Source organism: Streptococcus sp. SM5, assembly GCF_027497975.1.
This window is the reverse complement of record NZ_JAJNSC010000020.1, coordinates 1-13957: the sequence shown is the minus strand read 5'-3', so window position 1 is coordinate 13957 and position 13957 is coordinate 1. Positions and strand designations below refer to the sequence as shown.

General features: G+C 41.5%; 18 protein-coding genes. All 18 read left to right on the top strand.

Features of this window, described 5'->3' with window-relative positions:
- Positions 1 to 9 precede the first annotated feature (9 nt).
- Entirely contained in the window at positions 10 to 480 is a 471-nt protein-coding gene (locus PAN07_RS13340) for a MarR family winged helix-turn-helix transcriptional regulator (protein WP_269798111.1), read from the top strand.
- Positions 455 to 2224: an ABC transporter ATP-binding protein gene (locus PAN07_RS13335; protein ID WP_061589593.1), complete on the top strand. Its 1770-nt coding sequence runs from the start codon at positions 455 to 457 to the stop codon at positions 2222 to 2224. The genes PAN07_RS13340 and PAN07_RS13335 overlap by 26 nt, the downstream gene beginning before the upstream one ends.
- Complete coding sequence (locus PAN07_RS13330) at positions 2214 to 3974, top strand: ABC transporter ATP-binding protein (RefSeq protein ID WP_269798110.1); 1761 nt, start codon at positions 2214 to 2216, stop codon at positions 3972 to 3974. Before PAN07_RS13335 ends, PAN07_RS13330 begins: the two co-directional genes overlap by 11 nt.
- 96 nt (positions 3975 to 4070) lie before the next feature.
- Positions 4071 to 4574 (top strand): phosphatase PAP2 family protein, encoded by a 504-nt coding sequence (locus tag PAN07_RS13325; RefSeq protein ID WP_084861552.1) that lies wholly within the window; start codon positions 4071 to 4073, stop codon positions 4572 to 4574.
- A gap of 113 nt (positions 4575 to 4687) precedes the next feature.
- Positions 4688 to 5134, top strand: a complete 447-nt coding sequence (locus PAN07_RS13320; RefSeq protein WP_070479980.1) for a LytTR family DNA-binding domain-containing protein — start codon at positions 4688 to 4690, stop codon at positions 5132 to 5134.
- 4 nt (positions 5135 to 5138) lie between these two features.
- On the top strand, positions 5139 to 5813 hold the full coding sequence (locus PAN07_RS13315; protein ID WP_269798109.1) for a hypothetical protein: 675 nt from the start codon (positions 5139 to 5141) through the stop codon (positions 5811 to 5813).
- Between the two features lie 105 nt (positions 5814 to 5918).
- Positions 5919 to 6107 carry a 50S ribosomal protein L28 gene (gene rpmB / locus PAN07_RS13310; RefSeq protein ID WP_001140948.1) on the top strand — a complete coding sequence of 63 codons (189 nt, stop codon included), beginning with the start codon at positions 5919 to 5921 and terminating at the stop codon, positions 6105 to 6107.
- 155 nt (positions 6108 to 6262) lie between these two features.
- Entirely contained in the window at positions 6263 to 6628 is a 366-nt protein-coding gene (locus PAN07_RS13305; RefSeq protein WP_000216437.1) for an Asp23/Gls24 family envelope stress response protein, read from the top strand.
- 2 nt (positions 6629 to 6630) lie between these two features.
- Positions 6631 to 8298 carry a DAK2 domain-containing protein gene (locus PAN07_RS13300; RefSeq protein ID WP_269798108.1) on the top strand — a complete coding sequence of 556 codons (1668 nt, stop codon included), beginning with the start codon at positions 6631 to 6633 and terminating at the stop codon, positions 8296 to 8298.
- Between the two features lie 140 nt (positions 8299 to 8438).
- Positions 8439 to 8630 (top strand): hypothetical protein, encoded by a 192-nt coding sequence (locus PAN07_RS13295; RefSeq protein WP_012972435.1) that lies wholly within the window; start codon positions 8439 to 8441, stop codon positions 8628 to 8630.
- A complete protein-coding gene (locus PAN07_RS13290) occupies positions 8627 to 8821 on the top strand; it encodes a hypothetical protein (RefSeq protein WP_084861556.1) in 195 nt (64 codons plus the stop codon). Before PAN07_RS13295 ends, PAN07_RS13290 begins: the two co-directional genes overlap by 4 nt.
- On the top strand, positions 8808 to 9692 hold the full coding sequence (locus PAN07_RS13285) for an ABC transporter ATP-binding protein (RefSeq protein WP_084861558.1): 885 nt from the start codon (positions 8808 to 8810) through the stop codon (positions 9690 to 9692). Before PAN07_RS13290 ends, PAN07_RS13285 begins: the two co-directional genes overlap by 14 nt.
- Position 9693: 1 nt before the next feature.
- Complete coding sequence (locus PAN07_RS13280) at positions 9694 to 10431, top strand: ABC transporter permease (protein WP_084861560.1); 738 nt, start codon at positions 9694 to 9696, stop codon at positions 10429 to 10431.
- A complete protein-coding gene (locus PAN07_RS13275; protein ID WP_084861562.1) occupies positions 10431 to 11528 on the top strand; it encodes a sensor histidine kinase in 1098 nt (365 codons plus the stop codon). Before PAN07_RS13280 ends, PAN07_RS13275 begins: the two co-directional genes overlap by 1 nt.
- A complete protein-coding gene (locus PAN07_RS13270; protein WP_084861563.1) occupies positions 11529 to 12128 on the top strand; it encodes a response regulator transcription factor in 600 nt (199 codons plus the stop codon). It begins immediately after the preceding gene.
- Between the two features lie 314 nt (positions 12129 to 12442).
- The gene (gene rpsL / locus PAN07_RS13265; RefSeq protein ID WP_001142332.1) at positions 12443 to 12856 is read left to right on the top strand and encodes a 30S ribosomal protein S12; all 414 of its coding nucleotides are present in this window, start codon (positions 12443 to 12445) and stop codon (positions 12854 to 12856) included.
- Positions 12857 to 12875: 19 nt separating this feature from the next.
- On the top strand, positions 12876 to 13346 hold the full coding sequence (rpsG, locus tag PAN07_RS13260; RefSeq protein WP_000087873.1) for a 30S ribosomal protein S7: 471 nt from the start codon (positions 12876 to 12878) through the stop codon (positions 13344 to 13346).
- Positions 13347 to 13740: 394 nt separating this feature from the next.
- Positions 13741 to 13957: GTP-binding protein (locus PAN07_RS13255; protein ID WP_269798107.1), on the top strand; the 217-nt coding region annotated here is incomplete at its 3' end.

Sequence of the window (13957 nt, the reverse complement as noted above, 5' to 3'; positions counted from 1 at the left end):
GGAGCAATTATGGATAAACCGATGTTGGTCTTTAAGCGTTTTAGTCATCAGATTCATCTGATGGTACAAAGGGAAGCAAAACGTTGTGGTATTGAATTTATGGGTGGACCGCAAGGTCAGGTTGTACGTTTTTTGGATATCCGTGAGGAAAACCAAGACTTGGTCTTGATTAAAGATATTGAGAAGGAACTCAATATTAGCAAGTCTGTTGCTAGTAACTTGGTCAAGCGTATGGTGCAAAATGGTCTGGTAGAATTGGAGGCGAGTTCTAGCGATAAGCGGGCCAAGTTTGTTCGTCTGACGGACAAATCGCGTTCTCGAATGAAGCAGGTTAAAGCCTTCTTTGAACGCATTGACAACCAGTTGATGGCAGACATTGATGGAGATGAATTACTGATTTTTGAGAAAGTCCTCAATCAACTACAGGAAAATATCAAGAGAATAGGAGGAGATAATGAAGAAATTAGCCAAACGAATTAGTAGAAAAGAATGGGGGATGATTTTACTAGCCATTCTCTTTACCTGCTTTTCGGTTTATCTAGAGTTGGAAGTGCCGACCTATATCTCTAAAATCACGGATTTACTGGGAACTCAGGCTACCAATTTGGATGAGTTATGGCAACCAGCAGGTATGATGGTGGGCATGTCCTTTCTAGCCTTCTTATCCGCAGTCGCAGTTGGATTTTTTGCATCCAGAGTGGCTGCTTCTTACACTAGTAGGCTGAGAAGTGATATTTTTAACCGAGTTTTAGACTACTCACAGACAGAGATTAAGAAATTCTCTATTCCCAGTCTCCTAACTCGTACCACTAATGATATTACTCAAGTTCAGATGCTGATCACCATGGGCTTGCAAGTGGTTACGCGTGGTCCAATTATGGCTATCTGGGCTATCGGGAAGATTTTAGGTCATTCAGAATACTGGCTCTGGGCTGTACTTGTGGCAGTGATTGTCAACGTTTTGATGACGACCGTTTTGATGACACTAGCCTTTCCAAAACAGTCCTTGATTCAAAGTCTGACTGATAAACTGAACAGTATCACTCGCGAGAGTTTAACAGGTATTCGCGTTGTTCGTGCCTACAATGCTGAAAAGTACCAAGATGAAAAATTTGCAGCAGCAAATGATGAACTGACACGCTTGAATTTGTTTGTCAATCGTCTCATGGCCATTTTGAATCCCATCATGATGGGGATTTCAAGTGGTTTGAGTGTGGCGATTTACTGGATTGGTGCCTATGTGATTAACGATGCTGCTCCGACAGCGCGTCTGCCTCTCTTTAGTGACATGGTTGTTTTCATGTCTTATGCCATGCAGGTTGTTATGGGCTTCCTTCTCATGGGGGCGCTCTTCATCGTTCTTCCCCGAACTATGGTCTCTGCCAAGCGGATTAATCAGGTTCTAGATTTGCATTCTTCTATCCAAAATCCTGCTCAAGTGCAGTTGGCTGATGAAAATCTCAAAGGTCAGGTCGAATTTAAGGATGTGACTTTCCGCTATGCGGCAAATTCGGAGCCAGTTATCGAGCATGTTAGCTTTAGAGCGGAAGCTGGTCAAACAGTGGCCTTTATAGGGTCAACAGGTTCTGGTAAATCAACTCTGGTCAATCTGATTCCACGTTTTTATGACGTATCAGCAGGAGAAATTCTAGTGGACGGAGTTAATGTTCAAGACTATGACTTGGAAGATTTGCGCAACAAGGTTGGTTATATTTCTCAGAAAGCGGTTCTCTTTTCAGGTGATGTCAAAGGCAATTTAGACTTTGGACAGAGTCAAGAAACACCGCTTAGTGAGCAGGCTATGTGGCAGGCTCTGGAATTGGCCCAGTCTAAAAACTTTATCGAAGACAAGGAAGCGGGCTTATCGTCAGAAGTGGCCCAAGGAGGAACCAACTTCTCAGGCGGCCAAAGACAGCGTCTGGCCATTGCGCGTGCCTTGGCTCGGAGGCCAGAAATCCTCATCTTTGATGACTCCTTCTCAGCCTTGGACTACAAGACAGACCGTGTCCTACGCCAAGAGCTAGCAGAGAAAACCAAGTCTATGACCAAGCTTATCGTTGCACAGCGCATTTCAACCATTATGGATGCAGATTTGATTTTGGTCTTGGATCAAGGAAAAGTAGTGGGACAAGGCACCCACAAGGAACTTCTAGCTAATAACGAAGTTTACCAAGAAATTGCCTATTCACAACTATCGAAGGAGGAATTGGAACATGGAAAATAAGAAAATGTCTCTTTGGAAACAGAGTAAACCCTATCTTGCAGGTCTCCAGTTTGCCCTTCTTATAGCCTTTCTAGCAACAATCTTATCCAATATCATTACTGTTTATGGTCCAACCCGCATCAAGGAAATGACTAATATTATTGCCAGTGGTTTGGAAACAAGTGTGGATGTCGCGGCGGTTGCAGCTATTGGTAGTTTTTTGGCCGTCATCTATGTGATTGGGCTTCTATCAAATTATTTGCAAGCCTTTCTGTTTACAACAGCCATACAACGTTTTTCAGAGCGTTTGAGAACAGCGATTGCAGAGAAAATTAATCGTCTTCCATTGGGGTATTTTGATGGACATTCTCAAGGAGATACCTTGTCTCGTGTAACCAATGACGTTGACACTGCAGCCCAGTCCCTCAATCAAAGTCTGGGAACAGTTCTTTCATCCACTTTACTGGTCGTGGCCGTCTTGGTAACCATGTTTGGGATGAACTGGATTTTAGCCTTGGTGACGGTTGTGTCAACTCTTGTTGGCTTTGCCTTCGTATCCGTCTTTATGGGCAAATCGCAGGGATTCTTTAAGAGTCAGCAACAGGATTTGGCGGCTGTCAATGGCTATGTGGAGGAAATGTACTCTGGCCATAATGTGGTGACCAGTTACAATGCTATCGAGAGCACCAAAGAAGAATTTGCGAAATTAAACAATCGTCTGTATGATAGTATCTGGAAATCTCAATTTATTTCAGGGATTATGATGCCGATAATGATGTTTATTGGGAACTTTAGCTATGCCTTAGTGATTATCGTCGGTGCAGCCTTGGCCTTGAATGGGCAGATTAGTATCGGGATTATCGTTGCCTTTATGGCCTACGTTCGTATCTTTTCTCAGCCCCTTTCGCAAATTGCTCAAGGGATTACTAGTTTGCAGCAGGCTAGCGCAGCCATGGGGCGTGTCTTCGAATTCTTAGGTGAAGAGGAAATGGAAGATGAATCTCATAAAGAAAGACAATTGAGCGACATGAAAGGTCAAGTGGTCTTTGATCGAGTTTCCTTTGGCTATACACCAGAGCGAACCATTATCCATGACTTTTCTGCAACTGCTCATGCAGGTCAAAAGGTTGCCATTGTCGGGCCGACAGGAGCTGGTAAGACAACCATTGTCAATCTTTTGATGAAGTTTTATGAGATTGATAAGGGAAGTATCCGCATTGATGGTGTGGATACCAAGGAGATGAAGCGCTCGGAAGTACACGATGCCTTTTCAATGGTCTTGCAGGATACTTGGCTCTTTGAAGGAACCATTCGTGACAATCTCATCTATAACCAAAAGGGGATTAGTGATGAGCGTGTGATTGAAGCCAGCAAGGCTGTAGGGATTCACCACTTTATCATGACTCTACCAGATGGTTACGATACCGTCTTGGATGATACAGTGACCTTGTCTGTCGGACAAAAACAACTCTTGACCATTGCTCGTGCTTTGCTGAAAGATGCGCCACTCCTAATTTTGGATGAGGCGACCTCTTCGGTTGATACCCGTACAGAGGAATTGATCCAGAAAGCCATGGACCGATTGATGGAGGGAAGAACTTCCTTTGTCATCGCCCACCGCTTGTCTACTATCCGAAATGCTGATCTGATTCTTGTCATGAAAGATGGCAATATCATTGAGCAAGGCAATCATGATGAGTTGATGGCACAAGGAGGCTTCTACGCTGACCTTTATAACAGTCAATTTACAGAAGACGAAGCAGAAGAATAAACCCAAAGAAGGCTTGACGGCCTTCTTTTTCTGCACTATACTAGAAGACAAGTGCTTCCCTATAAGCAAAATTTGAGTAAGAGATGAGAAAAATATATGAAAAATTATCAAGAATGGTATGACCACATCGCTGGTAAGATTAAAAATAAGCCCTTTCTTCTGAGCTTGTTAAGAGCTTTCAATCGGTTGATGACAGTAGTCATGCCTATAGTTTATCTAATCTTGTTAGTAATTACCTATCTCCAAGAAGGACTAGGGAAACAGGTCTGGATCTACCTGTTTATTCCAGCGTCAGGTTTTGTGATTTTGTCCTTTCTCCGTAAGAAAATCAATGCTCCTAGGCCTTATGAAGTTTGGGAAATTGTACCTCTACTAGACAGAGATAGTCCTGGTCAGTCTATGCCTAGTCGTCATGTCTTTTCAGCAACCATTATCTCCATGGCTTGCTTACATGCTAGTCTAGCTGTAGGGGTTATCTTGTTGCTCTTGTCAGCCATCCTAGGTCTAGTGAGAGTCTTAGGGGGAGTGCATTATCCCAAGGATGTCTTGGTTGGTTATGCTTGCGGACTTGTGTGGGGTGTGATTTTCTTTCTATTTTGACATGTAAGTTAAGGGGGTCCTAGAACCACTTACGGGGCTAAAGTAACCACTTGCTTTTTTGCTCTTGTTTTCTTATTTTAGCTTTGATATAGTAGAGTCAGAAAGGAGATGGAATGAAGTTACGAATCGAAATTGACAGCAATTTAGAGGAAACTGAAATTGTCATCAAGGCGACAGCTTTGACAGATGAGATTGCGGAATTACAGCGACTCTTGCAAGAGTCCAAGTCTCCTAGGTTAATTTTTTACAAGGGGACGGGTGAATATTATCTGGATCTGTCGGAAATTCTCTTCTTTGAGACAGAAGGGAACAAGATTTATGCCCATACTCAGAAAGATGCCTATGAAGTTCGGCTTAAACTCTATGAATTAGAGGCTATCCTTCCTCGCTATTTTAGTCGGGTATCCAAGTCAACGATCGCAAATATCCGTCAGGTTTATTCGGTGGACAAGTCCTTTTCAGGAACAGGCACCATTTCCTTTTACCAGACCCACAAGGAGGTTCATGTCTCACGACATTACCAATCCCTCCTAAAAGAAAATCTAAGAAACATGAGGTAAGAACATGAAAAAGAAAGCATTTGGTATTGTGTTGCTGGTTTTAGCAGTATGGATTTTGTTGCAAGGAAATTTTGGCATTCCTTCTTTGGATGGTAAAATATGGCCTTTACTTGGTATCGTCTTTTTTGCCTACCAGTCAGTTGAATCTTTGCTTCGTCGTCACCTGACATCAGCAGTTTTTACAGCTCTAGTAGCAGTAATGATTGCAAATCATTTTTATAACATTCTGCCTATCCCAAATCAGTCTCTATTTTGGGCTAGTATCTTAGCAGTGCTAGGTGTTGGCTATCTCACTCACTCAAGTAAGTTTTGGTATGGGAAAAAATGGTGGTACAACGGTGAGCGAACAGTCGTCACGGATAAAGAAGTCGCTTTTGGTAGTGGTACTTTCTATAAGCAAGAGCAAGAATTGGTAGAGGATCAAGTGGAAGTTGCTTTTGGGGATGCTAAAATATATTATGACAATGCAGAGATGTTAGGTGATTTTGCAACTTTAAATATTGAAGTAGCTTTTGGTAATGCAACTGTCTATGTTCCCCAACACTGGCGTGTAGATTTGAAAGTAGAAACATCCTTTGGTGCAGCCAAGGCGGACGCTCCTGTAGCGCCAACAAGCAAAACCTTGATTATTCGCGGGGAAGTGGCTTTTGGTAAACTCGGTGTTGTCTACGTCAAATAAAAAAATCTTCCAATTCCCTTGCAAAAAAGAAGAAAGTGTGATAACATAGTACGGTATGTGGTGCTAGCACATCCGCTATATTAGATCTAATAGGAGGAAAATACAATGGCTAAAGTATGTTACTTTACAGGTCGTAAGACTGTATCTGGAAACAACCGTTCACACGCGATGAACCAAACAAAACGTGCCGTAAAACCAAACCTTCAAAAAGTTACTGTTCTTATCGATGGTAAACCTAAAAAAGTTTGGGCTTCAGCTCGTGCTTTGAAATCAGGTAAAGTTGAACGCGTTTAATAATAAAAGTAAGGAGACCTCAGGGTCTTTTTTCTTTTATTGTAGGAGTAAAATCATTTTAAAAATAGAGTAAATATCCGCTGATACAGTATTCTGCTTTTACACTTGGGCTGAAATATGATAAAATAGAGTATCAACTAGTTGAGGTAAAAAGGATGACTGTAAAAATTAATACAAAAGATGGTCAAATCGAACTAACAGATGAAGTGATTGCAACCGTCGTAGGTGGAGCAGCAACTGAGATTTTTGGTGTGGTCGGTATGGCTAGTAAAAATGCCCTCAAAGATAATTTCCAAGCCCTTCTAGGTAAGGAAAATTATTCCAAAGGTGTCGTCGTAAAGGCGGCCGAAGATGGCAGCATTGCAGTTGATGTATATACCGTGTTGAGCTACGGAACAAAGATTAGCGAAGTGTCCAAAAACATTCAAGAGCGTGTTCGTTTTAGTTTGGAAAACCAACTTGGAATTACTGCTCAGACTGTAAATGTCTACATTCAAAATATCAAAGTTGTAGGAGAATAACCGTGTCAAAAATTACTACTAGCTTATTTCAAGAAATGGTGCAGGCTGCATCAACTCGCTTGAATAAGCAAGCTGAATATGTCAATTCATTAAACGTCTTCCCAGTTCCAGATGGAGATACTGGTACAAATATGGGAATGACCATTGAAAATGGAGCTAAGGAAGTTGCAGACAAGCCAGCTTCTACTGTTGGAGAGGTAGCAAGCATTCTTGCAAAAGGTCTTTTGATGGGTGCGCGTGGGAACTCAGGAGTTATTACTTCTCAGCTTTTCCGCGGATTTTCACAAGCCATCAAAGATAAAGACGAGTTAACAGGTCAAGATTTGGCTCTTGCCTTTCAATCAGGTGTGGAAGTTGCCTATAAGGCCGTTATGAAACCAGTTGAAGGAACGATTTTGACAGTTTCTCGTGGGGCTGCTATCGGCGCTAAGAAAAAAGCTGAGCAAACAGATGACGCTGTTGAAGTCATGCGCGCAGCCTTGGAAGGTGCTAAAACAGCACTAGCTAAAACGCCAGACATGCTTCCAGTCTTGAAGGAAGTTGGCGTTGTGGACTCGGGTGGTCAAGGACTGGTCTTCATTTACGAAGGTTTCCTTTCAGCCCTTACTGGTGAATATATTGCATCTGAGGACTTTGTAGCGACTCCTGCCAACATGAGTGAGATGATCAATGCAGAGCATCATAAGTCTGTGGCTGGTCATGTGGCGACTGAGGACATCAAGTTTGGTTACTGTACTGAAATCATGGTAGCTCTTAAGCAAGGTCCAACCTATGCCAAAGATTTTGACTACGACGAATTCCGTAACTACTTGAATGAACTCGGGGATTCTCTCCTTGTTGTCAACGATGATGAAATTGTCAAAGTCCATGTCCATACAGAAGATCCAGGACTTGTTATGCAAGAAGGTCTTAAATATGGTAGCTTGGTCAAGGTGAAAGTTGACAATATGCGCAACCAACACGAAGCACAGGTTGAAAAAGAAGCTGCCCAAGTTAGCAAGCCTGCTGAAGAAAAAGAGTATGCTTTGATTGCTGTAGTGGCTGGTAAAGGTCTAGCAGATATCTTCCGTTCTCAAGGTGTGGATTATGTTATCGAAGGCGGTCAAACTATGAACCCTTCAACAGAAGACTTTATCAAGGCTGTTGAGCAGGTCAACGCTCGTAACATTATCTTCCTACCAAACAACAAGAACATCTTCATGGCAGCTCAATCTGCAGCAGAAGTTTTGGAACAACCAGCAGTAGTGGTGGAAGCTCGCACTCTCCCTCAAGGTTTGACAAGTCTTCTTGCCTTTGATCCAAGCAAGTCAATCGAAGAAAACCAAGAGCGTATGACAGCTGCTCTTAGCGATGTCGTTAGCGGAAGCGTTACAACAGCTGTGCGTGATACAACCATTGATGGTTTAGAAATCCATGAAAACGATAATCTAGGTATGGTGGATGGGAAAATCCTCGTGTCAAACCCTGATATGCACCAAACCTTGACTGAAACCTTGAAACATATGTTGGATGAAGATAGTGAAATTGTAACCTTCTATGTTGGTGAAGACGGAAGCGAAGAACTTGCCAATGAAATTGCCCAAGAAATCGCAGAAGAATTCGAAGATGTTGAAGTAGAGATTCACCAAGGCCAACAACCAGTTTACCCATACTTATTTAGTGTGGAATAAAAATTTAATAGATTAAAAAGAAAGTTGATTTTGCAACTTTCTTTTTTTTATGACATTTGTCATATCTCCTCATGACAGAAGCTTCTAGTGATTCTACCTTCAAAGAATTATACTAGATGCATCAAGTGGAGGAAGAAAAAATGAAACATAAAGTAATTGTCGCAATGAGTTTAGTAGCAGCAGGAGTCATGACTTATCTCATGTTCTCAGGATTGGATGAAGATTTCTATCATTTTCCTTGGGAGCTATTTGCAGGATTTGGAATGATGTCCTGGCTTATCCGAGAAGGTTTGAAATTAGTCTCAGATGTGAAAAAGGAGTTTGAAAAATGAAAAAAGCGTTTCTCTATCTTTTTATTGGACTATCACTAGTGGTATGGTTGGTAGAAATGTTTACAGGTTGGTTTGACCAAAACTTACTTCGCCAATTTATTCGTGGTGCTTTGGGGGTTGGATTTATGATTTTCGTCGTTTTCCCTATGGGAATGGAGTGGTTGAAAGGAGAATCTCATGACTGTGATTAAAGTTGAGAAATTGTGTAAGAAAATAAAAGACAAGGAGATCTTGCGGAACATCTCTTTTGAAATCAACGATGGTGAATGTGTTGCCTTGATTGGTCCCAATGGTGCTGGGAAGACGACACTTTTGGCATGTTTGCTCGGAGATAAACTGGTCACAAGCGGTCAAGTATCTATTCAAGGTTTACCAGTGACGAGTTCTAAGTTAGATTATACTAGGGCTTACCTTCCTCAAGAGAATGTGATTGTACAGAAATTAAAGGTTAAGGAGTTGATTGCTTTCTTTCAAAGTATTTATCCAAATCCTTTGAGTGTGCAGGAAATTGATCAACTATTGCAGTTTGACAAGCAACAAAAAGAACAGTTGGCAGAAAAATTATCAGGCGGTCAAAAGCGTCTTTTCTCTTTTGTCTTAACTCTAATTGGGCGACCAAAGTTAGTCTTTTTAGATGAACCTACTTCGGCCATGGATACCTCAACTCGTCAACGTTTTTGGGAGATTATTCAGGAGTTAAAAGCGCAAGGAGCCACCATTCTTTATTCGTCCCATTATATTGAGGAAGTAGAACACACCGCAGATCGCATTTTGGTCTTAAATAAGGGAGAGTTGGTTCGTGATACGACACCTCTAGCCATGCGCAGTGAGGAGATTGAAAAGCACTTTATCCTACCTCTGGCTTACAAGGAAGTTGTCGAACAGTCTAACTTGGTTGAAAACTGGTCACAAAAACAAGATGCCCTGCAAGTAGTCACACGCGAAGCAGATGCTTTCTGGGAACTGTTAGTCAGAGCAGGATGTAGGATTCAAGAAATTGAAGTCAATAATCGCAGTTTGCTGGATACAATCTTTGAAGAAACACAAAAGGGAGATGACTAAGATGAAACGATTGATCGCACTAAACAAGATAGAATTTCTATTGACCAAACGACAATTAGTAACTTATCTATTGTCAGTAGGGATGCCGACGGCCTTCTATTTATTCTTTTCAGGCATGTATCAGGACACACCAGGTGGGCCAGCTAATTTTATGCGTGATTACCTCATCTCCATGACGGCTTTTTCCATGATGTCGACTGCTATGTTTTCATTTCCAGCTGTCTTACATACTGACAAGATTAACAACTGGCAGAAAACATTACGTCATAGCCCTGTAAATATGGTAGAATATTATCTATCAAAGATAACAAGTATGATGGTTGATTATTTGGTCTCAATCCTAGTTGTATTCTCAGTCGGGCACTTAGTCAGAGGTGTGGACATGCCTCTAGGAAGCTGGGTTGGAGCTGCGATTTTGCTGATTGCGGGAAGTATTGCTTTTGTAGCGCTTGGCTTGACCTTGACTCTCTTGCCGACTAGTCAGCTGATGTCTGTCGTGGGCAATCTTCTTTACTTTGGCTTGGCTGTTTTAGGCGGACTCTGGATGCCCATCTCTTTATTTCCAGACTGGATGCAAGCAATCGGGAAGCGTCTACCAAGCTATCAGTTGATGGAATTAATCAAGACCTTCTTAAATGAGGGTGGCATTAATCTATCAGCGACAGTATATTTACTTGTTTTTTCAGCAGTTTTATTTGGTTTGACTATTTACCTTCAAGATCATAAGGAGAATTCTTAATGCTTGAAAGACTGAAAAGCATAGACTATATGTATTGGGCCAGTTTGATTTTTATGGTTTTTCCCATCGTTCCTGTAGTGACTGGGGAGCTACCTAGCTGGCATTTGTTGATTGATATTCTATTTGTGGTGGCTTACTTAGGCGTTTTAACCACCAAGAGTCAGCGCTTATCCTGGCTCTGTTGGGTTATCATGCTAGCCTATGTAGCTGGGAATACCGCCTTTGTTGGTGTAAATTATATCTGGTTCTTCTTTTTCCTTGCCAATCTCTTAATTTATCATTTCGGCGTACGTAGTTTTAATTCTTTACATGTCCGGACTTTTCTTCTTGCTCAAGTCCTTGTTGTGGGCCAACTGTTGATTTTTCAGAGAATCGAAGTTGAGTTTCTATTCTATCTACTTGTAATTCTTGCTTTTGTCGATTTAATGACTTTTGGATTGGTTCGGATTCGGATTGTGGAGGATTTGAAAGAAGCGCAGACTAAGCAAAATGCCAAGATAAATCTATTGCTTGCTGAAAATGAACGCAGTCGTATCGGTCAAGATTTGCATGATAGCTTGGGACATACCTTTGCTATGTTGAGTGTCAAGACAGATTTAGCCTTGCAGTTGTTTCAGATGGAGGCTTATCCACAGGTGGAAAAGGAATTAAAAGAAATTCACCAGATCAGTAAGGATTCCATGAATGAAGTGCGAACCATTGTGGAAAATCTTAAGTCTAGAACTTTGACATCCGAACTAGAGACTGTGAAAAAGATGTTAGAAATTGCTGGAATTGAGGTGGAAACGGATAACCAACTAGATACTGCTAGCCTTACTCAGGAATTGGAGTCAACGGCTTCCATGATTTTGCTTGAGTTGGTGACCAATATCATCAAACATGCCAAAGCGTCTAAAGTTTACTTAAAATTAGGACGGACAGAGAAGGAACTCATTTTAACAGTAAGTGATGATGGCTGTGGCTTTACTTCTATAAAGGGGGATGACCTCCATACAGTCCGAGATCGTGTTCTTCCATTTTCAGGAGAAGTAAGTGTAATCAGTCAGAAACATCCAACGGAAGTGCAGGTTCGACTACCTTATAAGGAGAGAAAGTAGATGAAAGTATTAGTCGCAGAAGATCAAAGTATGTTGCGAGATGCCATGTGCCAGTTGCTCACGCTTCAACCGGATGTAGAGTCTGTTTTTCAAGCCAAGAATGGGCAAGAAGCAATCCAACTATTAGAAAAGGAGTCTGTGGATATCGCCATCCTTGACGTAGAGATGCCCGTTAAGACAGGTCTCGAAGTGCTGGAATGGGTACGAGTAGAAAAGCTAGAAACAAAGGTGGTTGTGGTAACGACCTTCAAGCGCCCTGGTTATTTTGAACGTGCGATCAAGGCTGGAGTGGATGCATATGTCTTGAAAGAAAGAAGCATTGCAGACCTCATGCAAACTTTGCATACTGTCCTCGAAGGACGCAAGGAGTATTCGCCTGAATTGATGGAAGTGGTGATGACGCATCCTAATCCATTAACAGAGCAAGAAATCGCAGTTTTAAAGGGAGTTGCTAAGGGTTTATCCAATAAAGAAATTGCAGATCAACTTTATTTATCAAACGGAACCGTCCGAAATTATGTCACCAATATTCTTTCGAAACTAGATGCTAGTAATCGAACAGATGCAGCTAATATCGCGAAAGAATCTGGTTGGTTGTGATGATATAATATTTTTCTGAACATTATGTGTTAAAAATGATGGGATTGAATGAAACAATACCTAACTTTAGGAGGGATTTATTCCTCCTTTTCTTTCTTTTGGGGGCAGTACAAAAGAGCTAAAATTAACAATAAAAAAGAAAAATATCTTGACAAGCAAGGGAAAAATTTGTTACAATAATAGACGGTACTTTTTACTTTTGGTCTCTCAAGAGTGTACAGGGACGTGCTGACAAATGTTGCAAAAGTACACACAGATGATAGCTGTCACCAAGTGTATCATCACCAAAAATAAAAAAACACAGGAGAATGTAGATGCCTACAATTAACCAATTGGTTCGCAAACCGCGTAAATCAAAAGTAGAAAAATCTAAATCACCAGCTTTGAACGTTGGTTACAACAGTCATAAAAAAGTTCAAACAAACGTTTCTTCACCACAAAAACGTGGTGTTGCAACTCGTGTTGGAACAATGACACCTAAAAAACCTAACTCAGCCCTTCGTAAATTCGCTCGTGTACGTTTGAGCAACCTTATCGAAGTTACTGCCTACATCCCAGGTATCGGACACAACTTGCAAGAGCACAGCGTGGTGCTTCTTCGTGGTGGACGTGTAAAAGACCTTCCAGGGGTACGTTACCATATTGTCCGTGGTGCACTTGATACTGCAGGTGTTAACGATCGTAAACAAGGCCGTTCTAAATACGGTACTAAACGTCCAAAAGCATAAGGAAAGGGGATAAAGAGAAATGAGTCGTAAAAATAGAGCTCCAAAACGTGACGTATTGCCAGATCCGCTTTACAATTCACAATTAGTTACTCGTCTTATCAACCGCGTTATGCTTGACGGTAAACGTGGTACAGCTGCTTCAATCGTTTACGGTGCTTTTGAGCAAATCAAAGAAGCTACTGGCAACGATGCACTTGAAGTATTTGAAACAGCTATGGAAAACATCATGCCTGTACTTGAAGTACGTGCACGTCGTGTTGGTGGATCTAACTACCAAGTTCCAGTTGAAGTTCGTCCAGAACGTCGTACAACACTTGGACTTCGTTGGTTGGTAACAATCGCTCGTCTTCGTGGTGAACACACAATGCAAGACCGTCTTGCAAAAGAAATCTTGGATGCTGCTAACAACACTGGTGCAGCAGTTAAGAAACGTGAAGACACTCACCGTATGGCTGAAGCTAACCGTGCATTCGCACACTTCCGTTGGTAATATAGGATGCGAAAGCGTTAAGAAAGTCCCAGAGAAAATAGGGAATCAAAGCAGGTTGCGATTGCAACCAATGAGATTCATCTTTTTCTCCAGACTTTTAGCTTGAGCTCAACTAAATCATGATGCTAGGAACGATAAGGATGCAAGGTGAAAATAGGAAACTGACGCAGTATTCGACGAATACAAGGAAGTTTATCTTTTTCACACAGCATCCCGTTCTGGCTCAAATCGGCTAATTAACTTTAGCCCGAGTTCAATTCAACTTGTAAATCTACAAGTTGAAACCAACAATAGCATGAAAACATTGAGAACGGGTAGGTCCTGCCTATCCGTTTTTATTAAAATCGTGTTATAATAGAATAGAAATCAAAAATAAATAGGAGAAACAAACCTCATGGCACGCGAATTTTCACTTGAAAAAACTCGTAATATCGGTATCATGGCTCACGTCGATGCTGGTAAAACAACAACTACTGAGCGTATTCTTTACTACACTGGTAAAATCCACAAAATCGGTGAAACTCACGAAGGTGCGTCACAAATGGACTGGATGGAGCAAGAGCAAGAACGTGGTATCACTATCACATCTGCTGCGACAACAGCTCAATGGA

Coding starts and splice junctions, on each gene's coding strand:
- PAN07_RS13340 (WP_269798111.1), top strand. CDS start 10: ATGGATAAACCGATGTTGGTCTTTAAGCGTTTTAGTCATCAGATTCAT.
- PAN07_RS13335 (WP_061589593.1), top strand. CDS start 455: ATGAAGAAATTAGCCAAACGAATTAGTAGAAAAGAATGGGGGATGATT.
- PAN07_RS13330 (WP_269798110.1), top strand. CDS start 2,214: ATGGAAAATAAGAAAATGTCTCTTTGGAAACAGAGTAAACCCTATCTT.
- PAN07_RS13325 (WP_084861552.1), top strand. CDS start 4,071: ATGAAAAATTATCAAGAATGGTATGACCACATCGCTGGTAAGATTAAA.
- PAN07_RS13320 (WP_070479980.1), top strand. CDS start 4,688: ATGAAGTTACGAATCGAAATTGACAGCAATTTAGAGGAAACTGAAATT.
- PAN07_RS13315 (WP_269798109.1), top strand. CDS start 5,139: ATGAAAAAGAAAGCATTTGGTATTGTGTTGCTGGTTTTAGCAGTATGG.
- rpmB (WP_001140948.1), top strand. CDS start 5,919: ATGGCTAAAGTATGTTACTTTACAGGTCGTAAGACTGTATCTGGAAAC.
- PAN07_RS13305 (WP_000216437.1), top strand. CDS start 6,263: ATGACTGTAAAAATTAATACAAAAGATGGTCAAATCGAACTAACAGAT.
- PAN07_RS13295 (WP_012972435.1), top strand. CDS start 8,439: ATGAAACATAAAGTAATTGTCGCAATGAGTTTAGTAGCAGCAGGAGTC.
- PAN07_RS13290 (WP_084861556.1), top strand. CDS start 8,627: ATGAAAAAAGCGTTTCTCTATCTTTTTATTGGACTATCACTAGTGGTA.
- PAN07_RS13285 (WP_084861558.1), top strand. CDS start 8,808: ATGACTGTGATTAAAGTTGAGAAATTGTGTAAGAAAATAAAAGACAAG.
- PAN07_RS13280 (WP_084861560.1), top strand. CDS start 9,694: ATGAAACGATTGATCGCACTAAACAAGATAGAATTTCTATTGACCAAA.
- PAN07_RS13275 (WP_084861562.1), top strand. CDS start 10,431: ATGCTTGAAAGACTGAAAAGCATAGACTATATGTATTGGGCCAGTTTG.
- PAN07_RS13270 (WP_084861563.1), top strand. CDS start 11,529: ATGAAAGTATTAGTCGCAGAAGATCAAAGTATGTTGCGAGATGCCATG.
- rpsL (WP_001142332.1), top strand. CDS start 12,443: ATGCCTACAATTAACCAATTGGTTCGCAAACCGCGTAAATCAAAAGTA.
- rpsG (WP_000087873.1), top strand. CDS start 12,876: ATGAGTCGTAAAAATAGAGCTCCAAAACGTGACGTATTGCCAGATCCG.